At 75.6% G+C, this 17,177-nt stretch carries 15 protein-coding genes and 2 pseudogenes; 8 read left to right on the top strand and 9 right to left on the bottom strand.

Annotation, left to right across the window (positions count from 1 at the left end; genetic code table 11):
* Positions 1–6: 6 nt before the first annotated feature.
* Positions 7–570, bottom strand: a complete 564-nt coding sequence (locus AB0O09_RS15540) for a heme-degrading domain-containing protein (protein WP_363542191.1) — start codon at positions 568–570, stop codon at positions 7–9.
* The gene (locus AB0O09_RS15535; RefSeq protein WP_363542189.1) at positions 567–1,661 is read right to left on the bottom strand and encodes a Gfo/Idh/MocA family oxidoreductase; all 1,095 of its coding nucleotides are present in this window, start codon (positions 1,659–1,661) and stop codon (positions 567–569) included. Before AB0O09_RS15535 ends, AB0O09_RS15540 begins: the two co-directional genes overlap by 4 nt.
* Positions 1,662–1,798: 137 nt before the next feature.
* Between AB0O09_RS15535 and AB0O09_RS15530 the strand changes: the two genes are divergently transcribed.
* Positions 1,799–2,914: an ROK family protein gene (locus AB0O09_RS15530; protein ID WP_363542187.1), complete on the top strand. Its 1,116-nt coding sequence runs from the start codon at positions 1,799–1,801 to the stop codon at positions 2,912–2,914.
* Positions 2,915–3,375: 461 nt separating this feature from the next.
* On the opposite strand, the gene AB0O09_RS15525 is transcribed toward AB0O09_RS15530, so the two are convergent.
* Positions 3,376–3,939 (bottom strand): TetR family transcriptional regulator, encoded by a 564-nt coding sequence (locus AB0O09_RS15525; protein ID WP_363542275.1) that lies wholly within the window; start codon positions 3,937–3,939, stop codon positions 3,376–3,378.
* Between the two features lie 503 nt (positions 3,940–4,442).
* Here AB0O09_RS15525 and AB0O09_RS15520 point away from each other — a divergent pair.
* Positions 4,443–6,230 (top strand): annotated as a pseudogene (locus tag AB0O09_RS15520) (glycoside hydrolase family 3 N-terminal domain-containing protein); the annotation flags it as partial.
* Between the two features lie 289 nt (positions 6,231–6,519).
* A complete protein-coding gene (locus tag AB0O09_RS15515) occupies positions 6,520–7,779 on the top strand; it encodes a cation:proton antiporter (protein ID WP_363542185.1) in 1,260 nt (419 codons plus the stop codon).
* A gap of 88 nt (positions 7,780–7,867) precedes the next feature.
* Here the strand turns inward: AB0O09_RS15515 and AB0O09_RS15510 are convergent, their stop codons facing one another.
* Entirely contained in the window at positions 7,868–8,845 is a 978-nt protein-coding gene (locus AB0O09_RS15510; protein WP_363542183.1) for an EamA family transporter, read from the bottom strand.
* A 39-nt stretch (positions 8,846–8,884) separates the two neighbouring features.
* Between AB0O09_RS15510 and AB0O09_RS15505 the strand changes: the two genes are divergently transcribed.
* Positions 8,885–9,397, top strand: a complete 513-nt coding sequence (locus AB0O09_RS15505) for a MarR family transcriptional regulator (RefSeq protein ID WP_363542181.1) — start codon at positions 8,885–8,887, stop codon at positions 9,395–9,397.
* A gap of 134 nt (positions 9,398–9,531) precedes the next feature.
* On the opposite strand, the gene AB0O09_RS15500 is transcribed toward AB0O09_RS15505, so the two are convergent.
* Positions 9,532–10,752, bottom strand: a complete 1,221-nt coding sequence (locus AB0O09_RS15500) for a saccharopine dehydrogenase C-terminal domain-containing protein (protein WP_363542179.1) — start codon at positions 10,750–10,752, stop codon at positions 9,532–9,534.
* Positions 10,753–10,872: 120 nt separating this feature from the next.
* Here AB0O09_RS15500 and AB0O09_RS15495 point away from each other — a divergent pair, with 120 nt between their 5' ends.
* Both AB0O09_RS15495 and AB0O09_RS15490 read left to right on the top strand, forming a co-directional pair.
* Positions 10,873–11,577, top strand: coding sequence for a helix-turn-helix domain-containing protein (locus tag AB0O09_RS15495; protein ID WP_363542178.1), 705 nt, complete (start codon positions 10,873–10,875; stop codon positions 11,575–11,577).
* 21 nt (positions 11,578–11,598) lie between these two features.
* Positions 11,599–12,132, top strand: coding sequence for a GNAT family N-acetyltransferase (locus AB0O09_RS15490; protein ID WP_363542176.1), 534 nt, complete (start codon positions 11,599–11,601; stop codon positions 12,130–12,132).
* 228 nt (positions 12,133–12,360) lie between these two features.
* On the opposite strand, the pseudogene AB0O09_RS15485 reads toward AB0O09_RS15490, so the two are convergent.
* From AB0O09_RS15485 to AB0O09_RS15470, 4 genes and pseudogenes are all read right to left on the bottom strand, one after another.
* Positions 12,361–12,996 (bottom strand): annotated as a pseudogene (locus tag AB0O09_RS15485) (lysophospholipid acyltransferase family protein); the annotation flags it as partial.
* A gap of 116 nt (positions 12,997–13,112) precedes the next feature.
* Positions 13,113–13,379, bottom strand: coding sequence for a hypothetical protein (locus AB0O09_RS15480; protein ID WP_363542175.1), 267 nt, complete (start codon positions 13,377–13,379; stop codon positions 13,113–13,115).
* Between the two features lie 73 nt (positions 13,380–13,452).
* Positions 13,453–14,271 (bottom strand): maleylpyruvate isomerase family mycothiol-dependent enzyme, encoded by an 819-nt coding sequence (locus tag AB0O09_RS15475; RefSeq protein ID WP_363542173.1) that lies wholly within the window; start codon positions 14,269–14,271, stop codon positions 13,453–13,455.
* Between the two features lie 99 nt (positions 14,272–14,370).
* Positions 14,371–15,780, bottom strand: a complete 1,410-nt coding sequence (locus AB0O09_RS15470; RefSeq protein WP_363542172.1) for an FAD-dependent monooxygenase — start codon at positions 15,778–15,780, stop codon at positions 14,371–14,373.
* 173 nt (positions 15,781–15,953) lie between these two features.
* On the opposite strand from AB0O09_RS15470, the gene AB0O09_RS15465 reads away from it, so the two are divergent.
* A complete protein-coding gene (locus tag AB0O09_RS15465; protein ID WP_363542171.1) occupies positions 15,954–16,379 on the top strand; it encodes a hypothetical protein in 426 nt (141 codons plus the stop codon).
* A gap of 54 nt (positions 16,380–16,433) precedes the next feature.
* Positions 16,434–17,009 carry a GNAT family N-acetyltransferase gene (locus AB0O09_RS15460; protein WP_363542170.1) on the top strand — a complete coding sequence of 192 codons (576 nt, stop codon included), beginning with the start codon at positions 16,434–16,436 and terminating at the stop codon, positions 17,007–17,009.
* Positions 17,010–17,177 lie beyond the last annotated feature (168 nt).

Here is a 17,177-nt window from a genome sequence, read left to right as displayed (position 1 = left end):
ACGGCGTCAGGCGCCGCGGCGGGCCGCGGCGAGGTGCTGCTCCAGGGCGGTGACCACCAGTCGGTGGTCCTCGGCCTGGGGGAGGCCGGAGACGGCGACCGTGCCGACCACGCCGACGCCCTCCACGGTGACCGGGAAGGCGCCGCCGTGCGCGGCGTAGGTGTCCGGGTCGAGCCGGGACTTCTCCTCGAAGGTCTCGCCCTTCGCCGCGAAGCGCAGCCCCACCAGGTAGGAGGAGCAGCCGTAGCGGTCCACCGTCCGGGTCTTGCGCAGGATCCAGGCGTCGTTGTCGGCCGAGCTGCCGGGCAGCGCGAAGCGGAAGAGCTGCCGGCCGTTGCGGCGGACGTCGACCACGACCGGTGCCTGCTCGGCCCGGGCCAGCTCGACGAGCCGGGTGCCGAGCCGCCAGGCGTCCTCGTTGTCGAAGCCGGGCAGGCGCAGCCGGCGCTCCTCGTCCTCGATCCGGTGGATCAGGGCGGCGATCTCCTCGGGCGTCCCGGGACCCTTCCTCGGGCTGCTCGACGGGTTGCCCGTCGGCTCGGTCGCCGGCTCGGTCATCGGCTCGGTCATCGGGCGTCCTCCTCGGTCAGTGCGACGGTACGGCCCTCGGCGGCGGAGCGCCGGGCGGCCTCCAGCACGGCGAGGGCGGCGACGGCGTCGCGCGGGTCGACCGGGGCGGCCGCGCCCTCGCGCAGCGCACGGACGACACCGGCGTAGAAGGCGGGGTAGTCGCCCGGCAGCGAGGGGTGCGGCGCCGCGCCGTCGACCGTGCCGAGCAGGCCGCGGTCGGCCTCGGCGACCTCGCCCCAGCCGGGGCCGGGGAGCTGTCCGGCGCGCAGCGCGTCCTCCTGCGGATCCATCCCGTGCACGGTGTACGCGGCTCGGTCGCCGAGGACGCGCAGGCGGGGGCCGAGCTGGCCGGCCAGGGCGCTCATCCACAGGTGGGAGCGGACGCCGGAGGCGTGGGTGAGGGCCACGAAGGCGTCGTCGTCCGCGGCGGCGCCGGTGCGGCGGGCGTCGACCTCGGCGTACACGTGCGTGGCGGGGCCGAAGAGGGTCAGCGCCTGGTCCACGAGGTGGCTGCCGAGGTCGTAGAGGATGCCGCCGGCGTCGGCCGGGTCGGCGGACTCGCGCCAGCCCTCCTTGAGCTCCGGGCGCCAGCGCTCGAAGCGCGACTCGTAGCGGTGCACGGTGCCGAGCGAGCCGTCGGCGACCAGCTGCCGGACGGTACGGAAGTCGGCGTCCCAGCGGCGGTTCTGGAAGACCGTCAGCAGCAGGCCGCGGGCCTCGGCGAGGTCGGCGAGGCCCGCGGCCTCGGCCGCGGTGGCGGCCAGCGGCTTGTCCACCACCACGGGCAGGCCCGCCTCCAGCGCGGCGCGGGCGAGCGGCACGTGGCTGCGGTTGGGGGAGGCGACGACCAGCAGGTCGAGGGCGGACGGGTCGGCGAGCAGCTGCTCGGCGGTGTCGACGGCGCGGGCCTGCGGGTGCTCGCGGCGCAGCTGCTCGCGGCGCTCGGGGCTGGCGGTGACCACGGCCTCCAGCCGCAGGCCCGGGGTGGTGGCGATGAGCGGGGCGTGGAAGGCGGCGCCGGCCAGGCCGTAGCCGACCAGGCCGACGCGGAGTGCGGGGTGCTCGGGGTGCGGGGTGCTCGCGGTGGTCATGGCGCCAGTTAAACAACAGTGTTTCCTAAGTGCAAGTCCAGGTGCGTTCCAGGCGTGGGACCGGGCGTGGATCGGGCGTGGTCCGGGCACGGTTGCGGCGCGGTCCGGGCACACCGGGTCCGGGCACAATGGGCCCCATGACGACGCACCCCGGCCCGACCGGCACCAACCTGGCCGGACTGCGCGACCACAACGCCGCCCTCGTGCTCGGCCTGCTGCGCGCCGCCCCCGAGGGCGGCAGCCGGGTCGGACTCGCCGCCCGCACCGGCCTCACCCCGCAGGCCATCGGCAAGATCACCGCCCGGCTGCTCGCCGAAGGCATGATCGAGGAGGCCGGCCAGAGCGCCTCCACCGGCGGCAAACCCCGCACCATGCTCCGGCTGCGCGCCGAAGCCGCCTGCGCCGTCGGCGTCCACCTCGAACGCGACGAACTCACCGTCCTGCTCGTCGACCTGACCGGCCGCCGCCTCCACCGGTGCACCCGGCCGGTGGACGAGGGGATCGCCCCCGACGACGCCGTCCGCCTGGTCGCCGAGGAGATCCGGCGCGCCGCCGAGGCCCTGCCCGCCGGAGCCCGGCTGCTCGGCGCCGGCATCGGCTGCCGCGGCCCGCTCGACCATGCGGCGGGCGTCCTGCACTGGTTCACCCCGGCCGGCCCGCGCGGCTCGTCCGCCTGGCACCACTACCCGCTGCGCGACGAACTCGCCGCCCGCCTCGACGGACTGCCCGTCGTGGTCGACAAGGACACCAACACCGCCGCCCTCGGCGAGGCGCCCGCCACCCCGCGGCCCGGCGGCGGCCTCGCCTACGTCCACCTCGCCGCCGGACTCGGCGCGGGCCTGCTCCTCGACGGCGCGCTGCACCGCGGCACCCGCACCAACGCCGGCGAGTTCGGCCACCAGACCGTGCAGGTCGACGGGCCGCTCTGCGCCTGCGGCAACCACGGCTGCCTGGAGGTGCTCTGCCTCGCCGCCCTGGAGCGCGGCGACCACGCGGCCGCCGCCCGGCTGATCGGCGTGGGCGTCGCCAACCTCGTCCGGCTGCTCGACATCGACCGGGTGGTGCTCGGCGGCCGCGCCGTACTGGCCGCCCCCGACACCTACCTCGACGGCGTCACCGCCCAGCTCAAGGCCCGCATCCCCGACCCCGAATGGCAGCCCGTCCCGGTCACCCTCGCCGCCGCCGGCCACCTCGCCGTCGCCGCCGGCGCGGCCGAGCTCGTCCTCGGCCCGCTCTTCGGCCGCCGCACCTGAGCCGGCGGTTCCGGCGCGGCGGGTACGTCCCGGCCTGACAACGAAGGCGTCTCCCCGGCCTCCGCGGACGCCCGGGGACGGCACGACGGTGCAGCGCGTGCAGTCGGTGCACTGGGTGCGGTCGAAGGGAGAAGCGGTGGAGCGGAGTCGGACGGATGAACACGGCGCGATCCCGCCGTCGTGGCGGAACACGTCGACGTGGCCCTCGGCGGCCGGCGGGGCGCAGATGTCGCCCTGCAGGACGGGGTAGGGCTGGACGGTCCGCCCGACCGTCTCCTGGACCTCCGGGGCGGCGTCGTGCACCGGGTCCCCGACCCGGCGGCAGGCGTCCTGCTGCCGACCGGGCGGGGCGTCGATGCGCGCGTCCACCCGTGGATCGGTGTCGTGGGCCGCCGTACGCCTCCCGCCGGCCCGCCCCGCCCCGGGACCGGCCGGCGCCGTGCCCGCCGTCCGGGAGCGGCTCAGCCGGGCCGGTCGCCGGTGCGCAGGCCGGCGAGGAGTGCGTCGATGGTGCGGCGGGTGGTGGCGGCCATGTCCACCGACTCCGGGGCCAGCAGCCACTGGAGCTGCAGGCCGTCCATCACCGCGATGATCGCGTTGGCCACCGACTCGACGTCGATGTCCGCCCGGGTCTCGCCGAGCTCGCAGGCCTCGACGAGGGCCTCCACCACCATGGCCCGCAGGCCCGCGTAGCGGCTGCGGAAGAAGTCCTGGGCCGGGTGGCCCTCGGTGACGCTCTCCGCGGAGAGCACCGCGTACAGCCGGACGATGCCCTCGCGCTCCGCATTGCGCCGCACCGTCTCCACCAGGTGGTCGAGGAGGGCCAGGCCGCGCGGCCGCTCCGTTCCCAGCTGGGCCATCTCGGAGTCGTCCCGCAGCTCCAGCACGCCGCTGAGCAGGGCGGTCTTGGAACGGAAGTGGTGCAGCAGGCCGGGCTGGGTGAGGCCGGCCCGTTCGGCGATCTCGGCGAGCGAGGCGTGGTGGTAGCCGCGGGTGGCGAAGGTCTCCACGGCGATCGCGAGGATCTCCTCGCGGCGGCGCGCACCGCCCGGTCGCGGGGAGCGGGTGCCGCCCGGGGCGCGGTGCACCGGGTGCTCCACGGGCTGGTCGGGGCTGTGGTCGGCGGTGCGGTCGAGGGTCACCGGGTGAGTGTACGAGCCCCCGGGCCGGGCCCGCGGACGGGTCGCCGGGCGCAGTCCGTCCCCGCGGCCGACGATCCGTCAAGCTCTGAAAAAAGTGGGGCAGAAGACTTACCTAGTGGTCGGTAGGTCTGATTGCATGTCAGCGGCCCTCAGCAGTGCACCACCCGGCGCGGCCCCTGCCGCCGCCGGACGCGCCTGTGTGCGCGTGTCCGCCCATCCACCGCGATACGGAGAGACACGTGGAACCCACCCGTCACGGCACCACCCGCCGCCCGCGCCGCCGGGCCCTGCTCGCCGGCGCCCTGCTCGCCGCCTCCACCCTGGCCGCGGGCACCGTGCCGCTGAGCACGGCGCAGGCCGCCGAGCCGGCCGCCGGCGGACGCCCGCTGCCGTACCTCGACGCGAAACTGCCCGTGCAGCAACGCGTCAAGGACCTCCTCGCACGGATGACCCCGGACGAGAAGATCGGCCAGATGACCCAGGCCGAGCGCAACGCCGTCGACGCCGACCGGGCGCAGATCACCGACCTGAAGCTCGGCTCGCTGCTCTCCGGCGGAGGCTCCACACCCACCCCCAACACCCCCGCCGCCTGGGCCGACATGGTCGACGGCTACCAGCAGCGCGCCCTCGCCACCCGGCTGCACATCCCGCTGCTGTACGGCGTCGACTCCGTCCACGGCCACAACAACCTGGTCGGTGCGACCGTCTTCCCGCACAACATCGCGATGGGCGCCACCCGCGACCCGGACCTCGTCGAGCGGGCCGCCCACATCACCGCCACCGAGACCCGCGCCACCGGCCCGCAGTGGGTGTTCGCACCGTGCGTCTGCGTGGCCCGCGACGACCGGTGGGGCCGCACCTACGAGAGCTACGGCGAGGACCCGGACCTGGTCTCCCGGATGGAGACCGCCGTCGACGGCTTCCAGGGCGACAGCCGCAAGGACCTCGCCCGCCCCGACCGGGTGCTGGCCACCGTCAAGCACTACGCCGGCGACGGCGACACCGCCTACGGCAGCTCCACCAGCGGCAGCTACAAGCTGGACCAGGGCGTCACGATCACCGACCGCGAGCACTTCCGGACGGTCGACCTCGCCCCCTACGTCACCGCCGTCCGCAAGCACGACGTCGGCAGCATCATGCCGTCCTACTCCAGCGTCGACTGGACGGAGGACGGCATCGGGAACCCCGTCAAGATGAGCGCCAACAAGGAACTGCTCACCGACGTCCTCAAGCAGAAGATCGGCTTCGACGGCTTCCTGATCAGCGACTGGGACGCCATCAACCAGATACCCGGCGACTACCCGACCCAGGTGCGCACCGCCGTCAACGCGGGCCTCGACATGTTCATGGTGCCGTACAGCGCCGGGAAGTTCGAGCAGGCCCTGCTCGCCGAGGTGCAGGCCGGCCGCGTGCCGCTCTCCCGGATCGACGACGCGGTGCGCCGCATCCTGCGCGCCAAGTTCGAGCTCGGCCTCTTCGAACACCCCTACACCGACCGCTCCAACGCCGCGACCATCGGCTCGGACGCCCACCGCGCGGTCGCCCGCCGGGCGGTCGCCGAGTCCCAGGTCCTGCTGAAGAACGCCGACCGCGCCCTGCCGCTGAAGGCCCACCAGAAGATCTACGTCGCCGGCGCCAACGCCGACGACATCGGCAACCAGGCCGGCGGATGGACCGTCACCTGGCAGGGGCGGAGCGGCAACACCATTCCGGGCACCACGATCCTCCAGGGCATCCGCCAGTACGCCCCGGACGCGGCGTACAGCCGGGACGCCTCCGCACCCGCCGCCGGGTACGACGTCGGCGTCGTGGTCGTCGGCGAGACCCCGTACGCCGAGGGCATGGGCGACGTCGGCAACGGCCACACCCTGAACCTCTCCGACACCGACCGGGCGAACGTCGACCGCGTCTGCGCCGCCGTCCCCACCTGCGTCGTCCTCGACGTGGCCGGCCGTCCGCAGATCATCACCGGCGAACTGCCGAAGGCCGACGCCTTCGTGATGTCCTGGCTGCCCGGCAGCGAGGGCGGCGGCGTCGCCGACGTGCTCTTCGGCAAGCGGGGCTTCACCGGCAAGCTCCCGGTCAGCTGGCCGCGCAGCGAGGCCCAGGAGCCGATCAACACCGGCGACCCGCACTACGACCCGCTCTTCCCGTACGGCTTCGGCCTCACCACCCGCCGCTGACCGCACCCGTGCCGGCCGCACCCGCGGTCCCGGCACCAGGCCACCCGCCGCCGCTGCCGACCCGGCGGCGGCGGGGACCCGCGGAGGACCCTCCCGGCGCAGGGAGGGTCCTCCGCGCACCACCCCGCGTACCACCCCGCGCACCCCACCCCGCGCACCGGCCCCGCCCGCCGGGACACGCGGGGAGTGCCTCGCGGACCGGCCCGCGGATCCGCCGCGCATACGATCGGGAGCACTCCGCCGCCGTCCGGTCGCGCACCGGGGGAAGACAGGTGCGCGCGTGATCGCGCTGGTCGTCAGCATGGGGACGCTCTTCGCGTGGGCCCTGGTGGCCGGACGGCTCGCCCGCTGGAGCATCACCGCCCCCGTCGCGATGACCGCGGCCGGCGTGGTGCTGACCGTCGGCCCGCACCCGCTGGTCACCGTCAGCATGACCACCTCGGACGCCGAACGCGCCGTCGAGATCATCCTCGCCGTGCTGCTCTTCACCGACGCCACCGCGGTGCCGGAGGGCGCCGTCCGCGCACACCACCGCCTGCTCGCCCGGCTGCTGCTGGTGGCCCTGCCGCTCACCGTCCTCGCCGGCGTGCTGGTCGGCGGACTGCTCTTCCCGTCCGGCCGCTGGTGGCTGGTCGCCCTGTTCGCCGCGGTGACCGTCGCCGTCGACCTCGCACCCGCCGCCGAAGTGATCAAGGACGGCCGGCTGCCGTCCTGGCTGCGCGGCGTCCTCACCGTCGAGACCGGCCTCAACGACGGCATCCTCGCGCCCCTCTTCCTGCTCTGCCTGGCCGGCGCCGACGCCTACGGCGACGTCCCGCAACCCACCGGAAACCCGCTCGGCGACGCCCTCGACGCCGTGCTCCGGGCCGTCGTCGCCGGCGCGCTCGTCGGCCGCCCCGGCGGCCTGCTGCTGCGCCGCGCCTGGCAGGCCGGCTGGACGAGGCCCTCCGCCGTCCGGCTCGGCATCCTCGCCCTGCCGCTCGCCGCGTACGGGCTGGGCGTCCTGCTGGACGGCAGCGGCTTCATCGCGGCGTTCGTCGCCGGGCTCTGCTTCGCACCCGACGTGCGGGCCCTGCCGCCCAGGGCCCTGCACCTGGTCGAGGACGTCGGCGCGCTGCTCTCGCTGGCGCTCTGGTTCGTCTTCGGCGAACTCGTCACCCAGGCCTTCACCGGCGACTTCGACGGCCGGGTGGTGGCCTACGCCGCCCTGTCGCTCACCGTCGTCCGCGTCCTCCCCATCCTGCTCGCCCTGGTCGGCAGCGGCCTCCACCGAGCCGACCGGCTGATGCTGGCCTGGCTCGGCCCCCGCGGGATGGCCACCATCGTGTACGGGCTGCTCGCCTTCAACGGCCTGGCCCCCGTCGACCCGCACGCCGCCGACCTGGTCGGTCAGTTGATGACCATGACCGTCCTGATGAGCCTCGTCCTGCACGGCCTCACCTACGGGCCGCTCGCCGCCCGCTACGCCCGCCGCGCCGACCGCTACGCCCGCCGCGCCGACCGCGACGGCGGTGGCCGAGGCCGCCGCGGCCCGCGGTGACGAGCGAACGACGGGCTGGGAGCGAGGCCGAACTGACGGCGTCACCGCCGGGAGGAGCGCCTGACCGGCGAGGAGGCGGATGCCGCCCTCACCGAATCCACGGCCCTGCTGGTGGAGTCGGGCCGGGGGCCGGACGACTCGGTGCTCTGGGACAACCTGCTGGAGACGCTGCAGGACGAGTACGGGTGCCGGGAGGACCGCCGGCCGGCCGCGGCCGACCGGCGCCCACCGGCCGGCCCAGCGCGATGCCGCTCAGGATCAGCGCCATGCCGGCGAGCTGGCGCGGCGTCAGCGACTCCCCGGCGAGCAGGGTGCCGAGCAGCACGCCGGTGAACGGATTCAGCAGACCGACCAGGCCCACCGTCCCGGCCGGCAGGTGCCGCAGCCCGGCGAACCAGGCGGCGAAGGCGACCGCGGTGGCCACCACGGCCGTGTAGGCGAAGGCCGCCAGTTCGCGGGCGCCGAGCGCCGGCGGCGGCCCCTCCATCACGGCGGCGACCGGCAGCAGGAACAGCCCGCCGGCGACCAACTGCCAGGCCGTGGAGGCGAGCAGGCCGGCGCCGGCACCCCACCGCTTGCCGAGCACGAAGCCCAGCGAGGACACCAGCATCGCCGCGACCGAGGCGAGCACCCCGGACGGGCTCACCCCGCCCGTCCCGCCGAGCAGCATCAGGCACACCCCGCCGAGCCCGATCCCCGCCCCCGCCAGGTGCGTCGGGCGGGGCCGCTCGCCCAGCAGCGCCCACCCGGCCAGCATCATCGCCAGGGGGGCGAGCGCCATCACCGTGGACGCCACGCTCGTCGCCAGCAGCTGGGACGCCGTGTAGACCAGGACGAAGAAGGCGCTGGTGTTGAGCAGCCCGAGCACGGCGGAGCGCCACCACCACACCCCGCGCGGGAGCTCCCGGCACAGCGCGAGCAGCAGCAGCCCGGCGGGCAGCGCCCGCACCGCCGCACCGAACAGCGGATGGTCCGGCGGCAGGAACCGCTGGGTGACGAAGTAGTTGACGCCCCACGCCACCGGGGCCACCGCCGTGACCAGGATCCACCGCAGATTGCCTTCCATGGAAGACATCATAGCTTCCGGGGAAGATATGATCCATGCATGGACCAGCCGCAGCCGCTCGACCGCGTCGCCCGCATCCAGGCCGCCTGGGCCCGCGAACGGCCCGACCTCGACGTCGCACCCCAGGGCGTCATCGGCCGCCTGCACCGCGTCGCCGCCCTCCTCGCCGAGGAGCTGTCCGTGGTGTACGGCCGCTACGGCCTCGGCGAGGGGGAGTTCGACGTCCTGGCGGCGCTGCGCCGTGCCGGTGACCCGTTCGAGCGGGCCCCCAGCGAACTCGCCGCGCACACCATGGTCACCACCGGCGCCATGACCAAGCGGGTCGACCGCCTGGAGCGGGCCGGGCTGGTCACCCGCCGCCGCAGCGACGCCGACGGCCGCGGCCGGGTGGTCGCCCTCACCCCCGCCGGCCGGGAGCTGATCGACCGGGCCTTCACCGACCACATGCGCAACGAGCACCGCCTCGTCGAGGCGCTCTCCCCGGTCGAGGCGGCCGCCCTGGAGGCACTGCTCACCTCCTGGCTCGCCCGGCTGGAGCCGCCGCAGCCGTAGGCCGGCCCCTGATCCGGGCCGCGGACGTCGCCCCGGCGCCGGGGCGACGACTCCCCGGGGGCTGTTCGGCCCGCCCGCCCCTGCGCCCCCGCCCGGTCGAGGGGCGCGGGCCCGGCGGCGGCGTCGCCGTGGGGTCAGCCCTCGCGGAGGCCCCACGGCGAGCCGTACTCGGTGAGCAGGTCGAGGAAGGGCCGTGCGGGCAGCGCCTCGGGGCCGAGCACGCCGGAGCCGGACCAGGCGCCGGTGGCGATCAGCTCCAGCGCGACGACCGGGTTGATCGCCGTCTGCCAGACCACCGCCTGCGAGCCGTACTCGCGCATCGACCACTGGTTGTCGACCACGTGGTACAGGTACACCTCGCGGGGGCGGCCGTCCTTCGTGCCCTTGACCCAGGTGCCGGCGCAGGTCTTGCCGTGCATCCGCTCGCCGAGGTCGGCGGGGTCGGGCAGGACGGCGGCGACCACGTCGCGCGGGGAGACCTTCGCCGGGCCGAGGTCGCTGCCCACGGCGACCGGCTCGGTGCTGTCCAGGCCGAGCGCGTGCAGCGTCTTCAGCTTGTCGATGAAGTCGTCGCCGAGGCCGTACTTGAAGGTGACCCGCTTGGCGTCGACCCAGCGCGGCACCAGCAGCACCTCCTCGTGCTCGACGTTGACGCACTCCACCGGGCCGATGCCCTCCGGGAAGTCGAACACCTCGGGCTCGCTGAACGGCGCGGTGGTGAACCAGCCGCGGTCGGCCTCGTACACCACCGGCGGGTTGAGGCACTCCTCGATGGTCGTCCAGATGCTGAAGGACGGGGCGAAGTCGTAGCCCTCGACGGTGAGGTTGGCGCCGTCGCGGATGCCGATCTCCTCGATCTCGTCGAAGAGCTCGTCCGCGGCGTGGCGGGCGAAGACGTCGGAGAGCCCGGGCTCCACGCCCATGCCGACCAGGGCCAGCCGGCCGGCCTTCTCCCACTGCTCGGCGCGTTCGAACTGGGCGTCGCCGAGCTTGACCCCGCACAGCTCGTACGGCCGCTCGGGGTGCGGGTGCGACAGCGACATCGCCATGTCGACGTAGTGGGCGCCCGCCGCGAGGGCCGCCTCGAACAGCGGCATCACGAAGCGCGGGTCGGTGGCGTTCAGCAGGACGTCGCAGTCGTGCTCGGCCAGCAGCGCCCGGACGGCTGCCCCGTCGGAGGCGTCCACCTGCCGGGCGCTGAACCTGGCGGCGGCCCCGCCGAGCGCGGCGACCGCGGCCTCGGCCCGGGCGGGGTCGTAGTCGGCGACGACCATGTGGTCGAAGAACGGGCGGCGGGCCGCGATCCGGGTGACGGCCGTGCCCACGCCGCCGGCTCCCACAAGCAGTACTCGCATGACAGAACTCTTCCTTCCGTGGCGGGTTCCCGCCCGTCGGAAGGAAACTCCGGCCGGCCGTGCAAGGTCAATGGCGTTGGCATAAGCTCGGCGGCGCAGCCGTCCGAGGGGAGCAGTGCCGTGCCGAAGCAGGTCGTGCCCGAGTCGCAGCGCCGCAGGCGGCGCCCGACCAAACAGGGCGCACTCCTGTCCGAGGAACTGATCGTGCGGACCGCCCTGCGGATGCTCCGCGAGCACGGCGGCAGCGGCCTCACCGCCCGCCGCCTGGGTCTCGCCCTCGGCTGCGACCCGAGCGCCCTCTACCGCTACTTCCGCGGCATGGACGACCTGACCCTCGCCATCGGCGACGAACTGATCGGCCGCGCCCTGGCCGGCTGGCGGGCCGGCGGCCGCTGGCAGGACGACCTGCGCGCACTCGGCCTGCGGATCCACCGCTCCTACCTCGACCACCCGCAGGCCGCCGCACTCACCGCCAGCCGGGTCACCGGCCGGGACCGCGAGATCGCCGCGGACGAGACGATCCTCGGCATCCTGCGCACCGCGGGGTTCCCCGACCCGGTGGCCGTCCGCGTCTACCACGCCTTCATCGACCAGGCCCTCGCCTTCGCCGCCCTGGACGCCGCCTCGCTCGCGCTCCCCGCCGAGGCCCGCACCGCCGACGAACGCATGTGGGAGTCCACCTACGCCCGCCTCCCCGCCGACACCCACCCCCACATCGCCGCCACCGCCGACCTCCTCGCCGCCCGCATGACCGACAGCGCCTACCCGGTCGCCCTGGACATGCTCCTCGACAGCGCCGAACGCCAACTCGGCGAAATCATCTGACGGAGTGCCAGGATGGTGGACATGCACTCGGTACAGGTCGCCCACACCGCCGATCTGGACGCCAAAACCCTGGCGGCCGCCCGCGGACTGCTCGACGAGGTCTTCGCGCCGGACATGACGGACGAGGACTGGGAGCACTGCCTCGGCGGGCTGCACACGCTGGTGCGGGACGGCGCGGAACTCGTCGGCCACGCCGCGATCGTCCAGCGGCGGCTGCTGCACGGCGGGCGGGCGCTGCGGACGGGTTACGTCGAGGGCGTGGCCGTCCGCGCCGACCGGCAGCGGGACGGCATCGGCTCGGCGATGCTGGCCGAGCTCGTCCGGATCGCCCGCGGTGCCTACGACCTGGCGGCCCTCGGCAGCACCGACACCGCCGTCCCGTTCTACACCGCCCACGGCTGGCGGCCCTGGCGGGGCCGTACCTACGCCCTCACCCCGGACGGCATCCGGCGCACCGCCGAGGAGGACGACGGCATCTACGTCCTGCCGCTCGCCGTGCCGGTCGACGTCACGGGTGAACTGGTCGCCGACTGGCGCGAGGGCGACGTCTGGTGACGCACCGCCACGCCCCGCCCGTCACCGGTCCACACCACGGCCGCCCGCAGGGGAGCAGGCGCTCGCGGGAGACCGTCGCGCACCGCAGCCGCGAGGGTTCCCGCCGTTCGACCGCGGCTCCGGCTGCTGCACGGCGGTCCACGACGAGGACGGCAGCCCGGCCGGGCCGTGCGTCCGGGGCGTCACCGGCGACCGGTCCGGCCCGCCGGGGTGCCCCGCGTCGCCGTGCAGGTGCTGTTCGGCGGTGCGCCAGGCCGCGGTGACGGCCCGGTGGGCGGCGGCCGTCGCCTCGGCGACGTCGCCGTCCAGGTGCAGCGGGGCGCCGAGGTGGACGTGCAGGGCGGGGCGACGCAGCGGGGCGGTGGCGAACCCGGCGAGCTGCTTGGCGGTGCCGCCCGAGCTCAACCGGCGGGCGCCGCACTGCCCGAGCGGGACGACCGGGGCGCCGCTCGCCGCCGCGAGGCGGGCGAGACCGGTGCGGAAGGCGCCGGGTTCGGCGTCGCGCGGGTCGCGGCGCTTCGGCAGGCCGCCCTCGCCGTAGATCAGTACGACCCGGCCGTCCGCGAGCGCCTCGGCGGCGAGGTCCAGCGCGGCGGCGGCCCGGGCCGTCCCGCGGTGCACGGGGACGTGCCCGCCGCCGCGCAGCAGCCGGCCGAGCAGCGGGACGCGCCACAGCCCGGCCGTGGCCATCACCACCGGCTCGGTGCCCAGCCGGTGCAGGGCGGCCAGCACCACGCCGGGGTCGGCGAGCGAGCTGTGGTTGGCGGCGACGATGCTGCCCGGGGCGACCGGGCCGGACGTCTCGGAGCTGACGGACAGACGGCCGAGAACGGGTACCAGGGCGCTGGCGGTCCGGCTGAGCATGGTGTTCCTTCGCTGCCTTCGGCGGGTGGTGCCGCCATCCTCGCGGAGCGTCGCCGCGGGCCGCGTGAGTAGCGGTACTCAACCGGGCCCGGGTACGGTCCGCGGCTGAGCCGGGGTCAGGCCCGGTCGCGCCCGGCGCGGCTGCCCCACTCGCCGATGCCCAGTCCGAGGAGGACCACCAGCGGTCCGGGCCACCACACCGGTGTCAGCAGGCCGAGCGTGCAGCCGACGGCCGTCACCACCGCGCCCGCCGCCCACAGCCGTGGGGAGCCCACCCGGTGGCCGAACCAACGCGGAGCGCGGCCGCGCGCCAGCGCCGGCACCGCCTGGATGAACACCACCAGCCACACCGCCACCACGCATGCCACCCGGAACGTGCTCACCGGACCATCCCCTCGTCACCGCCCGGCGGCTGCCGAGGAGCGGATCGTCCCACACCGCCTACCGGCGTCCTGCTCAGGGGGCGGCGAACAGGCCGGGGAACGCCGGGGCCAGCCACGGCTTCCGGCCCCAGGCGAGCACCTTGCCGCGGGCGAGGGCGGTGGTGGCGGTGTACCGGCCGAGGGCGATGAGGAAGAAGGCCACCGGCTCGGTCATGATCGTGCAGTCGGGCCGGCGCGGCGGACGGTCGCTCACCACGGCGGCCCCGTCCGTGAAGGTCACCGCGAACCCGTCCCCGCCGCGGACCCGCAGCCGGTAGCAGGCGTGGTGTCCGGCCGCCGAGCGGGGATCGACCACCCGCGGCATGGCCGTCCGCAGGAACGGCATCGTCAGCTCGACCCGCTGCCGGTCGATCGGGTGCGGCCGCCCGAGCGCGACGGCGATGTCGTACAGGTGGCCGAGCATGTGGGTCAGCAGGTAGGAGCCGAGGGTGTCCAGGTCCATCGGACCGAGCGGGGTCAGCACCGGGTCGGTGCCCGCCCGCGGCCCGGCCGCGGCGGTGAACTCCCGCGCCTGCGCCGCGATGTCCGCGCCGAGCACGGCGAGGTCCCGCTCCGGCCGTTCGGCCAGCGAGGCCGCGTTCGCCGCCGCCAGCGACCCCGGGGTGCCGTCGCCGTAGGTCCGCTCCTCACCGGCGGCCAGTGCGGCCATCAGCTCGTTCGCCATCGCCAGATGGGCCGCGGCCTCGGCCACCGTCCACTCGGCACCGGGTATCGGCGTGCCGCCGTCGCGGCCGGCGAGCAGCGCCACCGCCTCGTCACCGACCGCGGTGATCGCGTCGAACAGCCGGGTGCGTGCGGCACCGGGGGAGTGCGGGGGGAGCGGGAGGGCCATGGTGGTGAAGAGTGACCGACTCCCGCACCGCTGTCCAGACCCTCCGCCGTCCGGGCCCTCCGCCGTCCGGGCCCTCCGCCGTCCGCGCCCGGGACGCGGTCAGGAGGCCGCGCGTTCCGGCTGCTCCGCCGTGGGTCCCGGCTCGGCCGCCGGGACGCTGCGCAGCCGGGCGGCCGGTGCCGGCCGCGCGGGCCGGACCACCCGGGCCAGTACCGCCGGCGCCAGCAGCCGCTGCGGCGGCTCCGCCAGGTTGGCGACGGCGAGGAAGGCCCGGCCCACCCCGGCGTCGGCCTCGGCGGCCCGGTGGATCCGGGCGACGTACCGGTTCAGCAGCCGGACCCGCGCCGAGCGGCGGCCGTCCACGAACGGGAACCGCAGGTCGCCGCCGACCGACATGTCCCAGGCCACGTCGGTGATCGCGGCGGCCCGCCGGAAGAACCGCCGGGCCAGCGGCTCCCCGGACGCCTCCGCCAGGCACTCCCGCAGCGCCGCCGCCTCGCAGGCCGCCACCGTCATGCCCTGCCCGTAGGTCGGGTTGAACTGGCAGAGCGCGTCGGCGAGCACCAGGTACCCCTCGGGGAAGCGCTCCAGCCGCTCGTAACGGCGGCGGATCGACACCGGGCTGCGCATCAGCCGCGGGGCGGTGAGCGGCTCCAGGCGCTCCAGCAGCCGGTGCAGGTCGGGCACGGGCAGGCGCCGCGCGAAGCGGTGGTAGCCCTCCGGGTCCACCGGCGGGACGTCGCCGTTCATGCCGAACAGCGTGACCAGCCAGCGGTCGCCCTCGCCGCTGAGCGCCACACCGCCGCGCGGCGCGTCCGCGGAGGCGCCGACGACGAAGGCGTCCGCGTCCGCGTCGCCCGGGCTGCGTCGGTACTCCCGGGAGACGTACACCAGGCCGGAGTCCACCCGCTCCTCCGGCGCCGGCGCGTAGCCGAGGGTGCGCAGCCAGGTGGCGCCGCGGTTGCTGCGGCCGGTGGCGTCGACCACCAGGTCCGCCGCCAGCACCTCCGGCTCGGCGTTCACCCGCAGCAGCCGTACGCCGGTGACCCGGCCGCCCGCCAGGTCGGCGAGCGGCTCCAGGACCTCCGTCCGCTGCTGGATCTCCACGCCCGGCAGCGCCGCCACCCGGGAGCGGAGGTGACGCTCCAGCTCGGGGCGGCTCACCATCAGGCAGGGGAGCCCGGACGGCGCCCGCAGCAGCCGCCGGCCGTCGTTGAACCAGTTCACGTCCGCCTGCACGTCCCGGACGAGCGCCCCCCGCGCCACCAGGTCCTCCCGCAGCCCGGGGAAGAGGTCCTGCAGGACCTCGAAGCCCTTCGACAGCATGCCGTGGGCGTGGTGGCTCTGCGGCACCCCGCGCCGCGGGCCACCGCCCTCCGGCAGCGCGTCCCGGTCGACGACCGTGACCCGGGCGAAGCTCTCGCTCAGCACCCGCGCGGCCAGCAGGCCGCCGATCCCCGCCCCCGCGACGACCGCGTGGCCGCGTCCCGTCCTGTCCCCGTCCTGCATGGCGTCCCCCTGTCCCGGGCCGGAGCGGCCACCCTCGACCGGGCCGGCCGTCCCCGACCGAACCACTCTGCCCGGCACCGATTGACGACCGATTGACGACGGATTGACGCCGCCCCCCGCACGGGGAAGCTGGAGGGAGCAGGCACCATCGCAGGCCCGCCGGAGGGACGACCATGAGCGACGACGCGCAGCCGCAGCAGCCGCAGCATCCCGACCGGCGCCACACCCGCCCGGACGGCATGGACGACGCGACGGTCGAGGCCCTCGGGCTCCTCTCCGAGGCCCTGGAGATGACCGAACGGGCCCGGGGCCGGCTCTACGACTTCCACCAGCTGACCGGCGGCGCGGACCGGGTCGTCGGCCTCGCCGTGCAGGCCCTGCGGGAGGCCGGGCACGGCGAGTGGGCCGACCTGGTGGCCCGCGAGGTGCAGGGCCGGGACGTGCTGCCGGGCATGTGGACGTACCAGGTCGTGGAGACCTACAACGACGGGTACCACCGGGCCTTCGTCGAGGCGGAGCGGCAGGTCCGCGAGGCGCTGGCGCCCGGCCGCGACCACATCGCCGAGGCCGAGATGCGGGCCCGGGGCGAGACCCGCTGAGCGCCTCCCGCCCCGGGCCCGACACGGTGCGGACGGCGTGAGAGCCTGGGCCGCATGAGCGAGACGATCACCGTCACCACCTGGTACCTGGAGCAGACCTCCCGCACCGACCTGGTGGAGGCGCCCGCACCGGAGAACACCCCGCTGCAGATCCTCCTGGCCGAGGAGACCGGACCGGAGTTCGCCCGCTTCCTCTACACCGCCGTCGGCGGCCCGTGGACCTGGACGGACCGGCTGCCCTGGAGCCACCGCCAGTGGCAGGAGTGGCTCGACCGCGACGGCGTGGAGACCTGGGTCGCGTACGTGGCGGGCACCCCGGCCGGATACGTGCAGCTGGAGCCGCGCGGGGACGGCCGCGTCGAGGTCGCCTACTTCGGGCTGCTGCCGCAGTTCATCGGCCGCGGCCTCGGCCGCCACCTGCTCGGCGTCGGACTCGCCCGCGCCTGGGACCTCGCCGACCGGCACCCCGCCCTGCCGCCCACCACCACGGTCACCGTCAACACCTGCTCGCTGGACGGGCCCGCCGCCCTGCGGACCTACCGCGCGGCCGGCTTCCGCACCGCCACCACCGAGACCACCGACAAGCCCGCCGTCCCCACCCCCGGCCCCTGGCCCGGCGCCCACACCTGACCGCGCTGTTCGGCCGGATGGCGCCCGGCGGGACGATGACCTTCCCGGACCTTCCCGGACCTTCCCGCCGGCCCGGCGCGCGGACGCCGTGGCCCGGGTGCAGGACGGCGACTGACGCGGCCGGCAGCACGCGGGGCGTGACTTCGCCGGGGGCCGCTCGTTGGTGGA

Origin of the sequence: Kitasatospora sp. NPDC093679, from assembly GCF_040683455.1 — a bacterium.
Taxonomy (GTDB): domain Bacteria; phylum Actinomycetota; class Actinomycetes; order Streptomycetales; family Streptomycetaceae; genus Kitasatospora; species Kitasatospora arboriphila.
The sequence above is the reverse complement of the archived record's forward strand: the minus strand, read 5'-3'. Positions and strand labels throughout refer to the sequence as shown.